The sequence below is a fragment of the Photorhabdus machadonis genome, assembly GCF_052657765.1.
In genome coordinates, this window is the sequence record NZ_CP199761.1 from 2184666 (window position 1) to 2198806 (window position 14141).

The window sequence follows — 14141 nt, forward strand, 5'->3', positions numbered from 1 at the left end:
CACTATGGCTTTTTAGGCCAATTGATATCTGGTGCTGATGTAACATCAATACGGCTCAGTGATATTTGGTATTTTTTCCAAGCTACTAACTGGGCTTTTTCCTCATCATTTGCCATATTTAGATCTATTGCATCTTGTAATGGTGCGATTTGATTTGTTGCTTCAGCTATTAATTGCTGTTTTTGAAATTTAGCCTGTTGCTGCAATTCTTCTTTTGTGGGTGGAGGAATATCCGCCCATTTTGGTAAACCGTTTTTACCTGCTATTCGGTATTTACCCTTTGGAGGAACATTGCCAGCAAACTCAATGAAAACAGCCTCATCGACTTCTACTACATCGTTTGGAAATGAACCAGCATTGATGTAGTCCTGTTTCCATTCAACAGGATAAAATGCGTTAGTTGTTGCACTGTAGTAGTACATGATTAATATCCTATTGCGAACCAATATGAACCTAATTGGTCACGCCCAATTACAGCACTAGTAGAATTAAATTTATAAACTGTTGAATAGTTATCCGCAGGACTTGCAGTGGCATGCACGCTAACTTGCATAGATAAGCATGCATTAGGAAACGGAATTGGATATTCTATAGTAGCCTTTCCAGCTCCTCCTTGTAAATTACATCCCCATTGATAAATTATTCCTGTATCCCCACATTTCCACCAACCGTTGACGGCTTTACTGGCTATGTTTTTATTGCCTTTTGTATTAACACGGCTATCCACTTCTATTGTGGTATATGCACCGAGCTCTCCCGGTGACGGTTTATTCATTGAACTATATACCCGAATACCTGGAGCCTCATACACTCCTTTACCGGAAATATATCCAGTTGCGTCTACATTTCCATTTACAACACCACCAGATTTTGGATATGCCCCCACATCTCCGGCATTCAAACTGATATCCCCGACCAGAGATTTTCCGTTAATTCTCCTGCTATTAGGCACCGCATTATTGGCCTTATCCACCGTTTCCACTAAACCAAGGTTTTACATAATCCATGAACTGACAGTAATCTTTACCAAGGCAGCCTGTTCAAGCATTAAATGGAACTGAAAGTGACAAAAATCGGGTATATTCACGTATCAATAAATAACCAAAATGACGATTATGGAGGACAGTATTGCGAGTGGTTGAATAACAGCCTAGATTTGATTGAAATACAACCAAGGCAGATCACATATATTAGTAAAATCTGAGACATTCTAAATCGTGGTGAGAACGGTATGATGATTTATCATGGCATCAATTATTCTGATGTGTTCTGAAAGATGATTCGGTGATGAGTGCTCAGAACTTCTTAATCATTTCAATAAATCTTATCTGTCTATTCCTCACTCACACCTTATATAGGATTCCAGATTAGTGAAAGTTACTATAATTTTTCTGATGCTCATCCCCGAACATATATTACTATTCGATATATTCATGTTGTGGTTAATAATTAAATATTTTAGTAGGGACCGAAAAATGAGTTTTTGGGGAATAGAACAGGTTTCGCTATATGGAAAATAATAAACCCCCACACGAAGGCGGGGGTATAAATAGAAAGATAAATTTAAATTTATTTCTTAGTGAATGTATCTGCTCCTGCATTTATTGGTGTCCATCCGTTACTCTTACTGGTCATCATCCATAGAGTGGTGATTTTGTGTTCTTCTTTTTTGTCGTTGTCTTCTTCTTTTTTGATTAATCTTTTTTTCACTTGACCAACCCATGCAGTTATTGCCGCTGAATCCCATCTTACCATAAAAACGATGAGATCTCCGTGCATATGTCCTATAATTGTACCTTTATGAGGTTTTTGGTCTGTGCCTACCTTACTGCAATATTCACCTAAAAAATTCTGAGTTTCTTTATTCAGCTTAATTTTCATTGTAGAGCCAAGTTCATTAATCCATGATCCAGATACATCTATATCTGGATCTCTTGTTTCTGCACTTGCTTCTATATCTGTATCGACGAGTCCAAGAATTTCTTCAAGTAACATACAATTTCCCCTCTAAATAGTGTTGTTGAGCATTTTAGCATCGTAATGACAATTATAAGTATAATTCGTATTTTTATATTTTGTGTTATTTTTATGAAAAAACTAACTTTTTGATATATATAAAAATAACCAAGGTAAGTATTGATAAATATATTTTTTATGGATATGGTTTATTATGTAAATAATAACAAATAGGTTTTGTATAACTTTAAAATTATTTATTTAATTAAGTAGGGATATCATCTGTATATTTGTTTTTTTCATATTATTTAAGGTGGTGTGTATCACATAAAATTTGAATGAAACAGAGGTTTTCTAATTGATGCTATTTAGTATTTTCGTAAAAAAAAGGCCAGCAAACGCTGGCCAATTTTAAAGACTTATTTCTTAACACCGAAATCACGATAATCTATTGGGCCTTTGTTACCCGCCTGATCCAATCCATATACACAAAAACGTACTGGGGAATCTTTCTTCATCAGAGAAATTGGTATTCTTCTATAGATAGAATATCCCGTGTAATCGTCACACTTCGTAGATTCCAAAGGACCTGATTTTATACGTAAGTCAACAATTTCCCATTGATTAAATATGGGATTAACAACCCATCTGTCATCCGCTTCAAAGACTAATCTTATTGCGGGTTTTATTGACGGAGGGGTGTTATCAATTTCACGTAGTTTTACTGACGCGTTAGATGTATCCTGCCAGCGTTTATTTTCAGTATGTCGTCCAATGACACACATTGTGTAAACCCCTTCTTTAGAAGGTGTCAGGCGTTTATCCAACGGTTGCGTAGTGACTGAGAAAGGTTTGCTGTACCCTTTAGGGTTTGAACAATCAGTATGACTCGCAAGTCCTTTTTTATAGCGGATTTTGTCAAAACCATCCTCGCCCAGTTGTAAATTCCATGTGGCAGCGCTGCCGTTAACGGTACTCTGGGTAATAAGAGGGCCACTGGCGCTAATGGTGATCCCTTTGCCATCGTCAAGTTTATTTAAATCCAGCTTTCCATCAGGGGTAAATGCCCGTGCAATTTTATTAACCGGCATATAATAACTGGCGCCTTCGCGCGAGTAACCTTTATCATCGACTAATTCACATGGCCGGCCAAGCCCACAACCACTGTAACCCGGCGTGACGGTGGTATTTAATACGCCAATTATCTTAGATTGGTTTTTCAATATAACCGGCGAACCAGAGGTTCCCCCAGAAACACCTGCACAATCAACAGAAACACTTGGCGTCCAATTCCATACATGTTCATACAAAAGCGGTGTTTCTCCAAGAATGTGGCACTCGGAATATCGCAGGTAACGTTTATCGCTCTCTACGCCATTGACAGGTATATGAGCAAGTTCAACGGCCTGGCCTGATGGCTTAAGTTCTTTTTGTAATGTCACCGGCAGTATTCCGCGCTTTGCCAGTTCTCCATAAGTTGCTTTTAGTCTGAAAACCGCCAGGTCACCGCCTTTCATGGTTGCGTATAAAACTTTATCAATATCAACAGGTTGATGTTTATCAATCAAGTCAATAAAGTAGTTTGGTGTAAACGTCCAACCAAGGCCAGCGGGTTGATCAATAATGACGTCGTTTGTGTCTAAGGTATTGTCAAGACAATGGCCTGCGGAGAGAATAAGCGCCTGTTGATTGGCGTCCGGTTTTTCTGAGCCGGCAATGAGTGTGGCGGTACAGAGGCCATTTGTTTTTAATTTTCCAACATGCTTGAATCGTTCAGCACCCGGATCAGTCGATTTTAATAGTGGAGCCTCGTTGCTGGTGTTGGATTGCTGATGAGCAATATGCTCATTTTTGCCTTCAGGGAGTGTTTGTGCGAAGCAATTTGTTGATGCAATCCCTGTAATAAGAGTAGCTAAAAAGATTTTTTTCATATTTTGACCTCAGGTTGTTTACATTTTTAATATTTCCATGTAACGAAAACAGACGTTCAATAAAATGATGTTTATTGCTAAACTTTTTTTAGGATTTTAATAAATCCTCTTTTTAGGTATTTAATGCTTACCAATTTATGAATTAATAAACATTTTTTTTAGCGCATAAAATCATTCTATTGGGTGCCGGTGTTCATTACCCAATAATAAATAACATAAAAATCAGCTGAACAGTTTTATATACGGCAATAGGGCTATAACGTTCAATGGAACGAAAGCGGGTGATAAGTGTTTTTCTGGTATAAGTTCGTCGTTATAAATGATGAATGGATTAAGTAGGATTTAAGCTCCGGGAGAATGTGAGTTTGTTAGCTGTGACTTAATTCATCACCCGGAGCATTGATTGCGGAATAATAAAAGTATTAGCGAAATAATTCTGCTTTTGCCGGAATTAACTCCAGTTCAGTTTGTAGTGTTTTCAAATAGTCAATAGCAATAGTGGCTAAAATGGGATAAAAATCATTTTCCAATTTGGCCTCCTCAGCCAGTGCCAGGTAACGATACGCCCACGGTAGTAAGTGCTGTTCCAATAGTGTACGCGCCGCAGGTTTATGCCCTTGTTCCAAAATATAAACCAGGGCCAGCAACATCAGGCCGAATTGATCTTCCGGTTCTCGTTGTTTACTGGATATGATCATATTTTGTTTCGCCAGAAATTCCCGGTAAGCCAATGTGCTTTCACCTAATAGCAGGTTTTCTCTGTCCAGATAAACGGAACCCCAAGGCGGCACTGGCATAGCGCCTTGTCCTTCGAACAGGATGGAATAGTCATATTGCAGGGATTCTGCCGGCAGAGTAGCGATTTTTTTCGTCAAGTTTCCTATTTTTCCGCTATCCGACCAGGGAAATAATTTATCAATATCTGTCAGCAATGGAATTAGCGGACGGATTTGTTCTGACAGCGGTGAGTAATAAAAACAGGCACCAAGAATGCGGGGTACAGTGGTATCTAATAACATCAGCAGCTCTCATTGTGATTTGGTTATACCGAGGGTGTAAGAAGCTATTTTATGACAAACATCATCATAAGCTTATATGATGTGAATAGATAGTTGATTATGATCAACGATTAATCTGCTGTGGTGTTGTTACTATCTTTGTCATCAGATTGGCGGTGGTTTTTGTTATAAATCGGATAAATTTATCGTCGAAAATAATAAGTTCAACCGTTTTCTTGATGTGAAGAATATATATTTAATTTACATCTTAATTCAATAGGGTTAATAAGGTTATTGTGATGGGAATGGGGGTATATCATTAGCCATCTAATAATTTAATAAATAGATCACGTTAAAAATAAATAAACCGCTGTCGGGTTAATACTGCACCTCAATGGTGTGGTTGGGAAGGAGGTGAGAATCCTCCGCAGCCCCCGCTGCTGTGATGCTGACAACTCCGCTGATGCCACTGGTTGGAATGACTGGGAAGGTGGCGGGGAAGGATGACGCTAAGCCAGAAGACCGACCTGACAGGTATGAGATATTCAACTCCTTCGGAGGGAAGCGGGTTGTCATCCAATGGATGTGTGCAGTGCTGATGCTGCGTTAGGCACGTCTTGTTGACACCTATTCTCGGTCGATATATCGGGAATTTTTTATGCAACAGTCAGGCAAGAAGGCGTTTGTTATTGCAGGTACGGGGAGTGGTTGCGGTAAGACCACGGTTACCCTTGGCATTTTGCGGGCGTTGATGCTGCGCGGGTTGGTTGTCCAGCCGTTTAAAGTAGGGCCGGATTATCTGGACAGCGGCTGGCACAGCACGGTGTGTGGTGTGGCATCTCGCAATCTTGATGCGTTTATGCTGCCAACAGCAACGTTAAACGGTCTTTATAATCAGCATATGCGTCATGCTGACGTGGCGGTCATTGAAGGTGTGATGGGGTTGTATGATGGTTATGGTACGAACCCGAATTATTGCAGTAGCGCGGCAATGGCGAAACAGTTGGGATGCCCGGTGATTTTGCTGGTAGACGGTAAGGCGGTATCCACTTCTGTTGCGGCGACTGTTCTGGGTTTTTGTCGTTTTGATCCCTCTCTGACAATTGCGGGCGTCATTGTTAACCGCGTCAATTCTGAAAACCATTTTGAACTCATCCGTTGTGCCATTGAACATTATTGTGGTGTCCCGGTGCTGGGGCGTTTGCCCGTTATGCAAGATGTGTCGTTGCCGTCCCGCCATCTTGGTCTTATTCCTGCTCAGGAGCAGGTTACCGATGATGCTCGTTGGCAGCGATTGGCTCAACAGGTTGAAATATCTATCAATCTTGATCGTCTGTTGGCGCTCTGTGATTGTCCCGTTTTACCGGAAGGTGAAGCACCATCATTGCCTGATCCCGCATTGGCTGACGGCCTGACGCTGGCGTTGGCGGATGATGAAGCGTTTAACTTTTATTATCCGGATAATTTGGAAATGCTGGAACGGGCAGGGGTACGTATTCACCGTTTCAGCCCCCTGCATGATCGCCGTCTGCCTGATTGTCAGATGATTTATCTGGGCGGTGGCTACCCGGAAATCTATGCCGCTCAATTGGCCGCCAATAGTGCTATGCGGGAAGCGTTACAGGATGCGCATTATCGTCAGGTTCCCCTTTATGCTGAATGCGGTGGCCTGATGTACCTTGGCAGGTCATTGACTGATGGAGAAGGGAAGTGTCACCAGATGGCCGGCATTTTGCCGGGAGAAAGCCGAATGGGGACGCGTCTGATGCGCTTTGGTTACTGTCAGGCCAAAGCCCGTTGTAGCACGTTGTTGGCCGCTGCGGGCGAGGTTTTACGGGGTCACGAGTTTCACTATTCCGATTTTATCAGTTCGGTACCTTCGGTCTTTGACTGCACGAAATGGCGTGACGGTATGGCAATCCAACAATGGGCGGGGGGCTATCAGGTACAGCAAACGCTGGCCAGTTATCTTCATATCCATTTTGCTCAGCGGCCTGGCCTGCTTGATCGCTGGTTGATGCATGCGAGGAGGCTATTGTGACACTTGCCGCCTGGTTTGCTGCTTTCTTGCTCGATAGTTGGTTGGGTGATCCGCCACATTGGCCTCATCCGGTACGTTGGATCGGCCATCTGATTTCATGGGTGCAACGGGCTGTCCGGCGCGGTTGTCGCAATGAACGAGCATTGAAAGTGGGTGGAGCAGTGTTGTGGGTAGTCGTTGTTGGCTTGACCTGGCTGGTGAGCTGGGGATGTTTATGGTTGATGAACTGCATTCATCCCTGGATCGGCTGGTTGGCCGAAGTATGGATGATTTATACCCTGTTGGCTGGCCGTTGTCTGAGTGATGCCGCTCTGGCGGTACATGGCGTGTTACAGCAGGGTTCTTTGGATGAAAGTCGCCGGCAATTGTCATGGATTGTCGGGCGCGATACTTCTCAACTGGATGAGCCGCAAATCACGCGGGCGGTGGTGGAGACGGTGGCGGAAAACAGTGTTGATGGTGTTATTGCGCCACTCTTTTTCCTGATGATTGGCGGTGCGCCGTTGGCAATGGCTTACAAAGCGGTCAATACCCTTGATTCAATGGTGGGATACAAAACGCCGGAATATCGCGCGATTGGCTATGTCTCCGCCCGTATGGATGATTTGGCAAATGGGTTGCCCGCGCGGCTGAGTTGGTTGTTGCTGAGTGCGGCAGCTTGGTTTATCCGGGTTGATTTTCGTCAGGCCCTGCGTATTGGCTGGCGCGATCGTTATCAGCATGCCAGTCCTAACTGTGGCTGGCCTGAAGCGACGGTGGCGGGTGCCTTGGGTATCCGCCTTGGTGGTCCGAATGACTACTTTGGTGAACGGGTAGATAAACCCTGGATTGGTGATGAACGCCGTGAAATCGCGCTGACGGATATCCCGCTCAGTATCCACTTGATGATGATAGCTTCGCAATTGGCCTTACTGTTGTTTGCGTTGCTGCGCTTACTGTTGGTCGGAATAGCTTAGAAAAGGGCAATGAATATGAACTATCTCCAAAAACCTCAGCAAATTGAACAGAATAGCTTCGCAATCATTGGCGATATTATTGCCTGTGAACGCCCCGATTATCGTTTTGTTGATGAAATGCAGGAAGCGGTGATTAAACGGGTGATCCACACTACCGCAGATTTTGACTGGCTGGATATTTTGTGGTTCTCACCGGATGTGTTGACGCGTATGACTGAGGCATTGCGCCGGGGGTGCATCTTGTATACCGATACTACGATGGCTCAGTCCGGTATTAACAAGGTGTTGTTACAGCAGATGGGTTGTGAATGCCGTTGTTATATCAGTGATCCGCGAGTGGTCACGATGGCAAAAGCGCAGGGTATTACCCGTTCTATGGCAGCGGTGGATATCGCATTGGCTGAGGAAGGCGACAAAATATTTGTGTTTGGTAATGCGCCGACAGCGCTGTTCCGTCTGCTGGAAAGGCGGGCTTCACCATTGGCGGTGATTGGGGTGCCGGTCGGGTTTGTCGGGGCGGCAGAATCGAAAGCGGCGTTGATGCAAAGCGAATTGCCTTATATCGCAGCCGCAGGCCGTAAAGGTGGGAGCAATATCGCGGCGGCGATTATCAATGCCATTCTGTACCGGTTGCAGGAGGCCCAATGAGCGATACGATGCAATTAGACAGCATCTGGCATAACGGTAAACAGTATCGCAAAGGTTATACCACCGGTTCCTGTGCCACTGCCGCCGCCAAGGTTGCCGCATTAATGGTGCTGCGCCAGCAAGTTATTGACCATGTTTCTATTGTTACTCCTTCTGGCGTGACATTACGCCTTAACGTCGAACAGCCGCTGATTGAAGGCCAACAGGCGACCGCCGCTATCCGTAAAGATGGTGGCGACGATGTGGATGCGACTCATGGCATGTTGATTTTTGCTCGTGTCACGCTGTGCGATCACGGTGAAATTCATCTGCGTGGCGGGGAAGGTGTTGGCACGGTTACCCGTAAAGGTGTCGGGTTGCCGGTAGGCAGTGCCGCCATTAACCGTACACCACGTCAGACTATTGAGGCAGCGGTACGGGAGGCTATTGGCCCGATGCGGGGAGCGGAGGTGGAGATCTTTGCACCGGAAGGCGAAGAGCGGGCAAAGAAAACCTACAACGGCAAGTTGGGGATACTTGGCGGTATTTCCATTATTGGGACCACCGGTATTGTCACGCCAATGTCGGAGGAGAGTTGGAAACGTTCACTGGCGATAGAGCTGGAAATGAAACGTGCAGCAGGAGCCGAAAGGGTCATTCTGGTTCCCGGCAATCACGGCGAGCGTTTTGTGCGTGAACAATTGGGGCTTGATGGTCAACTGGTGGTGACGATGAGTAACTTTGTCGGCTACATGTTGCAGGAAGCGGTCCGGCTAGGGTTCCGCCATATCATGTTGGTAGGGCATCCCGGCAAACTGGTGAAGGTGGCCGCAGGGATTTTTCATACTCACAGTCACATTGCTGATGGTCGCATAGAAACATTGATTGCCTATCTGGCCTTGATGGGGGCACCGCAGGCCCTTCTGTTGGAGGTGAATCGCTGCGATACCACGGAAGCCGCGATGGAACTGATTGCGGAGTATGGCTTGCAAGCGGTTTATGACCGTATCGCCGAACGAATTTGTGAACGGATGAACGAGATGTTGCGTTTTGCCGTTAACCCACCGCGCTGTGACGCCATTATGTTCTCCTTTGATAATCAGATCCTCGGCACCAGCCGTCCGTTGAATGACATTTTGGAGGAGATGCGATGATCACTGTCGTAGGGATTGGTCCCGGTGACACGGCGTATCTGACGCCACAGGCACAGCACTATATCACTGACGCGGAGGTACTGGTCGGTGGTCGGCGTCACCTAGAGATATTTAGTGGTATCACCCATGAAACCCGCGTGCTGGATGCTGATCTTACCAGTTTGCTTGTCTGGCTACAGAACAACAGTACACGTCATATTGTGGTATTGGCGTCTGGTGATCCGTTGTTGTATGGCATCGGCAAATTGTTGTCTGAATATTTTACCGCAGACGATCTGCGCATCATTCCCGGTATCAGTTCAATTCAGTATCTGTGTGCCAAGGCGGCGCTGGATATGAACGATATCTATCTGACCAGCAGTCACGGGCGTACCCCGGATTTCGACTGGATTTTGCAACACGACAAAGTAGCGATGGTAACTGATGGGCGCGTTGGCCCGCGGGCAATTGCGGAGGCCATTATTGCGCGTGGCCTGAGCCGTACATTGATTATTGGTGAAAACCTCTCTTTGCCTAATGAGCGTATTCACCATCTGCGGCCAGAAGCGGTGGCGACTGACTATGACATGAACGTGGTGGTGATCCTATGAGAGATGATGAATTTTTACGCGGACAGAAAGTGCCGATGACCAAAGAGCCGGTTCGTGCATTGGCATTGGAGCGGCTGGAATTGAATCATGCCAGCCAGTTGATTGATGTGGGAGCGGGTACCGGCAGCGTGGCGTTGGAGGCGGCGCTGCGATTCCCGTCACTGACGATCACGGCGATTGAACGTAATCCGGCGGCATTGGCTTTGATCGGAGAAAATTGTCAGCGGCTGGGTTGTCATAATGTGGAGATTATCGCCGGAGAAGCGCCATTGGCATTGGATGTAATGGCTGATGCGGTTTTTATTGGCGGTAGCGGAGGCCAATTGACGGCACTGATCGACTGGGCGCTGGATCACATGTACCCCGGTGGCCGTCTGGTGCTGACGTTCATTTTGCTGAATAACCTGAATGACGCACTGGCACATTTGCGGACGTGTCAGATAAGTGATGTAGAGTGCATACAGCTACAGGCATCTACTCTGGCATCACTTGGCAGCGGTCACTATTTCAAGCCGAATAATCCGACTTATCTGATTTCCTGTTACAAGGAGAAGATCGATGTCTGAACATTTTGATCCCCAGAAAGTCTGGTTTGTGGGGGCCGGCCCAGGTGATAAGGCGTTGATCACCCTGAAAGGCTATCGCTTATTGCAGCAGGCGCAGGTGGTGATTTACGCCGGTTCATTGATTAACACCGAACTGCTGGATTACTGTCCGCCAGAGGCTGAATGCCATGACAGCGCCAGTCTGACGCTGGAACAAATTGTTGCACTGATGGTGGATGGTGTACATGCGGGTAAATTGGTGGTTCGGTTGCAAACCGGTGATCTCTCGTTATATGGCTCTATTCGTGAGCAGGGGGAAGCTCTGACGGATGCCGGCATTGGTTTTGTCTCGGTGCCGGGTGTCAGTGCTTTTCTTGGCGCGGCGGCGCAGTTAGGGGTGGAGTACACGGTACCGGAAGTGTCACAAAGCCTGATTATCACCCGGATTGAAGGACGTACACCGGTGCCGCCGCTCGAACAGTTGGAATCCTTTGCCGCTCATCAAACTTCGATGGCGATTTATCTTTCTGTACAGAAGATGAAGCATGTGGCCGCGCGTCTTCAGGCCGGTGGTTATCCGGCGACGACTCCGGTGGCGGTGATATACAAAGCGACCTGGGCTGAAAGTTGCACCGTGCGCGGTACGCTGGCCGATATCGCTGAAAAAGTACAGGCAGCGGGTATCCGTAAAACCGCTTTGATTCTGGTCGGTGCTTTCCTGGGAGAGGAATACCACTATTCCAGGCTCTACGATGCGGGGTTTAGCCATGAATATCGCCGGGCATGAATCGATCGCTGTGTTCTGTTTGACTCCGGGTGGGGTCAGATTGGTGCGAAGGTTGAGAACGCATCTGCCGCTGACCTGTTTTACCAGCAAAAAGCTGCTGGAACCGGGATTTATTCCTTTTAATGGCAGTTTTGGCGACACCTTGCGCGAGGCATTTAAACATTATTCGGCGCTGGTGGTGGTTGCGGCGCTGGGGATCACTGTACGAATGATTGCGCCACTGATAAACGACAAAATGCATGATCCGGCGGTGGTGGTGATTGATGAAGGTGGTCGGCATGTTATCAGTTTGCTATCCGGTCATGTGGGTGGCGCTAATGCATTGACTCATTATCTGGCGGAGCTGTTGGGGGCCGATCCGGTGATTACTACCGCTACGGATATTAACGGGGTAGCGGCGCTGGATACTCTTGCCACTCAGTTAAACGCGGATATGCAGGATTTTCGCCATGTGGTGAAAGTGGTAAACCAAATGCTGGTCAGTGGTCAGAAAGTTGGGCTGTGGTGGGATGAGTCACTACTTAGTGAACGTGAACATTTTGATACCCGTGGTTTTGTCCCGGTTGTGAGTCTGGCGGCATTGCCGGAGCTGGATGTGCTGGTGTGTGTCACGTTGCGCGATTCACTGCCGGAACTGACTTTGCCGGTTTATAAACTGGTGCCGAAACGTGTTGTGGCCGGGATCGGCTGTCGCCGGGACACCCCGTTACAAACACTGGTTGAGCTATTGCAGCAGCAGATGGCGGAAAACCATTTTGATCTGATGGCTCTGAGTGCCATCGGCAGTGTGGTTATCAAGAAGGATGAGCCCGCGTTGAATCAGCTTGCACAGCGTTGGCGTGTACCGTTTAAGTTGTTCAGTGTTAATGAATTAAGTCGCCATGAGCAACGTTTTCCCGCTTCCGATTTTGTCCGCCAGACGGTGGGGGTTGGCAGTGTTTCACAACCTGTTGCTTGGTTGATGAGCGAAGGAAAACTGGTTGGTCGGACCTTGCGTCAGCAGGGCGTCACTATCACTTTGGGGGTATCACAATTATGTTAACCGTAATCGGCATTGGACCGGGCAATGAATCTATGATGACGCAGGATGCCATCGCGGCGATCCGCGAAGCTGAAATTGTTGTCGGCTATAAAACCTACACCCATTTGGTCAAACATCTAACGATGGATAAAGAAGTGATTAAGACCGGCATGTGCAAGGAGATTGAACGCTGCCAGACAGCGATTGATCTGGCGTTATCCGGTCGTAAAGTAGCGTTGATCAGCAGCGGGGATGCGGGGATCTACGGCATGGCTGGTTTAGTGCTGGAGTTGGTTTGCCAGCAACAGTGTGATCTTGAGGTCAAACTGGTGGCCGGGATCACTGCCAGCATTGCTGCGGCTACGTTACTGGGAGCACCGTTGATGCACGATTTTTGTCATATCAGCTTAAGCGATTTGTTGACACCGTGGCCGGTGATTGAGAAACGTGTGATTGCCGCAGCGCAGGCCGACTTTGTTGTTTGTTTTTATAACCCACGCAGTCGTGGCCGTGAAGGGCACCTTGCCAAAGCGTTTGAACTTATGAGTCCATGGAAAGACCCGCATACGCCGGTAGGGGTGGTAAAAGCCGCCGGGCGTAAAAAGCAGGATAAATGGATTACCACTTTCGGCGAGATGGACTTTGCACCGGTGGATATGACCAGTCTGGTGATCGTTGGCAATCATACTACCTATTGCCGTGATGGACTGATGATCACGCCACGGGGGTATGAGCTATGAGCCATCCGGCTATCCATGTTTTCGGCGGTACCAGTGATGCCCGGCTGATTTGCCGGGCACTGGACGCGGCAGGAGCACGTTACCGTCTCTCTGTTGCTACCGATGCCGGGAGGCAACTGGCGGGTGATATTCAAGGAGAGGTGGTGGTGGGGCGAATGGATGCCGAGGCGATGGTGCATTATTTTGATCGGCATCAGGTAGGTTGGGTAATTGATGCGTCACATCCTTACGCAGACGCGTTAACTCACAACGTGATCGCAGCCTGTCGCCAATTGTCACTGCGGTTTACCCGTTATCAACGTCCCAGTGAGATTGACTTACTGAATCATCCGTTGTTGCACAAAGTCGATAGTGTGGAGGCTGCTTGCGACGTTGCCCGGACTCTGGGGCCGCGGGTATTGCTGACCACCGGCAGTAAACAACTAGCGCTGTATCAGCGTTTATTACCGGGAAAAACCTTACTGGTACGGGTATTGCCGACGGCTGAGGTACTGGTTCAGTGTGAAGCTCTGGGGTTGGGGGTCGATCACATTATCGCATTGCGTGGGCCATTCACGGCTGAATTCAATCATGCGTTATATGAGTTTTGCCACCCGGATGTCGTGATGACTAAAGAGTCTGGTGCTGAGGGGGGATATCAACAGAAAGTGGCACCCTGCCTGGCACTCAATATTCCCTGTATTGTTGTGTGCCGTCCTGCGCAGACCTTACAGGCAGATGAAGGAGAGCAGATTAGTTCGCTGGATGAGTTTGTCCAACACCTGGCCCAATGGCAGGAACAACGAGGGCAATAAA

Annotated in this window: 15 protein-coding genes and 1 riboswitch; of the genes, 10 read left to right on the plus strand and 5 right to left on the minus strand. The window is 47.2% G+C overall.

Translation table 11 applies throughout. The features are described from left to right. Nucleotides 1-2 precede the first annotated feature (2 nt). From ACUN2T_RS10460 to ACUN2T_RS10480, 5 genes are all read right to left on the minus strand, one after another. Nucleotides 3-422 carry a tail fiber assembly protein gene (locus ACUN2T_RS10460; RefSeq protein ID WP_445497396.1) on the minus strand — a complete coding sequence of 140 codons (420 nt, stop codon included), beginning with the start codon at nucleotides 420-422 and terminating at the stop codon, nucleotides 3-5. Between the two features lie 2 nt (nucleotides 423-424). Beyond that, a complete protein-coding gene (locus tag ACUN2T_RS10465) occupies nucleotides 425-973 on the minus strand; it encodes a gp53-like domain-containing protein (protein ID WP_445497397.1) in 549 nt (182 codons plus the stop codon). A 596-nt stretch (nucleotides 974-1569) separates the two neighbouring features. Beyond that, entirely contained in the window at nucleotides 1570-1995 is a 426-nt protein-coding gene (locus tag ACUN2T_RS10470) for an avidin/streptavidin family protein (RefSeq protein WP_445497398.1), read from the minus strand. A 380-nt stretch (nucleotides 1996-2375) separates the two neighbouring features. After that, the gene (locus ACUN2T_RS10475) at nucleotides 2376-3887 is read right to left on the minus strand and encodes a trypsin-like serine peptidase (RefSeq protein ID WP_445497399.1); all 1512 of its coding nucleotides are present in this window, start codon (nucleotides 3885-3887) and stop codon (nucleotides 2376-2378) included. Between the two features lie 422 nt (nucleotides 3888-4309). After that, nucleotides 4310-4906 (minus strand): molecular chaperone TorD family protein, encoded by a 597-nt coding sequence (locus tag ACUN2T_RS10480; protein ID WP_445497400.1) that lies wholly within the window; start codon nucleotides 4904-4906, stop codon nucleotides 4310-4312. Nucleotides 4907-5243: 337 nt separating this feature from the next. Further along, nucleotides 5244-5430, plus strand: a riboswitch (cobalamin riboswitch). Nucleotides 5431-5543: 113 nt separating this feature from the next. On the opposite strand from ACUN2T_RS10480, the gene ACUN2T_RS10485 reads away from it, so the two are divergent. The 10 genes from ACUN2T_RS10485 to ACUN2T_RS10530 are packed head-to-tail and all read left to right on the plus strand — an operon-like array spanning nucleotide 5544 to nucleotide 14140. Continuing rightward, complete coding sequence (locus tag ACUN2T_RS10485; RefSeq protein WP_445497401.1) at nucleotides 5544-6926, plus strand: cobyrinate a,c-diamide synthase; 1383 nt, start codon at nucleotides 5544-5546, stop codon at nucleotides 6924-6926. Then, on the plus strand, nucleotides 6923-7882 hold the full coding sequence (cbiB, locus tag ACUN2T_RS10490; protein WP_445497402.1) for an adenosylcobinamide-phosphate synthase CbiB: 960 nt from the start codon (nucleotides 6923-6925) through the stop codon (nucleotides 7880-7882). The genes ACUN2T_RS10485 and cbiB overlap by 4 nt, the downstream gene beginning before the upstream one ends. Nucleotides 7883-7897: 15 nt before the next feature. Continuing rightward, the gene (locus tag ACUN2T_RS10495; RefSeq protein ID WP_445497403.1) at nucleotides 7898-8530 is read left to right on the plus strand and encodes a cobalt-precorrin-8 methylmutase; all 633 of its coding nucleotides are present in this window, start codon (nucleotides 7898-7900) and stop codon (nucleotides 8528-8530) included. Next, on the plus strand, nucleotides 8527-9663 hold the full coding sequence (gene cbiD, locus ACUN2T_RS10500; RefSeq protein ID WP_445497404.1) for a cobalt-precorrin-5B (C(1))-methyltransferase CbiD: 1137 nt from the start codon (nucleotides 8527-8529) through the stop codon (nucleotides 9661-9663). Before ACUN2T_RS10495 ends, cbiD begins: the two co-directional genes overlap by 4 nt. After that, nucleotides 9660-10253, plus strand: a complete 594-nt coding sequence (locus tag ACUN2T_RS10505) for a cobalt-precorrin-7 (C(5))-methyltransferase (protein WP_445497405.1) — start codon at nucleotides 9660-9662, stop codon at nucleotides 10251-10253. Before cbiD ends, ACUN2T_RS10505 begins: the two co-directional genes overlap by 4 nt. Beyond that, nucleotides 10250-10819 carry a decarboxylating cobalt-precorrin-6B (C(15))-methyltransferase gene (locus ACUN2T_RS10510; RefSeq protein ID WP_445497406.1) on the plus strand — a complete coding sequence of 190 codons (570 nt, stop codon included), beginning with the start codon at nucleotides 10250-10252 and terminating at the stop codon, nucleotides 10817-10819. The genes ACUN2T_RS10505 and ACUN2T_RS10510 overlap by 4 nt, the downstream gene beginning before the upstream one ends. Continuing rightward, nucleotides 10812-11585: a cobalt-precorrin-4 methyltransferase gene (locus ACUN2T_RS10515; RefSeq protein WP_445497407.1), complete on the plus strand. Its 774-nt coding sequence runs from the start codon at nucleotides 10812-10814 to the stop codon at nucleotides 11583-11585. Before ACUN2T_RS10510 ends, ACUN2T_RS10515 begins: the two co-directional genes overlap by 8 nt. Beyond that, nucleotides 11566-12627: a cobalt-precorrin 5A hydrolase gene (cbiG, locus tag ACUN2T_RS10520; protein ID WP_445497408.1), complete on the plus strand. Its 1062-nt coding sequence runs from the start codon at nucleotides 11566-11568 to the stop codon at nucleotides 12625-12627. The genes ACUN2T_RS10515 and cbiG overlap by 20 nt, the downstream gene beginning before the upstream one ends. Continuing rightward, nucleotides 12621-13346 carry a precorrin-3B C(17)-methyltransferase gene (locus ACUN2T_RS10525; protein WP_445497409.1) on the plus strand — a complete coding sequence of 242 codons (726 nt, stop codon included), beginning with the start codon at nucleotides 12621-12623 and terminating at the stop codon, nucleotides 13344-13346. Before cbiG ends, ACUN2T_RS10525 begins: the two co-directional genes overlap by 7 nt. Next, nucleotides 13343-14140, plus strand: coding sequence for a cobalt-precorrin-6A reductase (locus ACUN2T_RS10530; RefSeq protein ID WP_445497410.1), 798 nt, complete (start codon nucleotides 13343-13345; stop codon nucleotides 14138-14140). Before ACUN2T_RS10525 ends, ACUN2T_RS10530 begins: the two co-directional genes overlap by 4 nt. Nucleotide 14141: the final 1 nt, after the last annotated feature.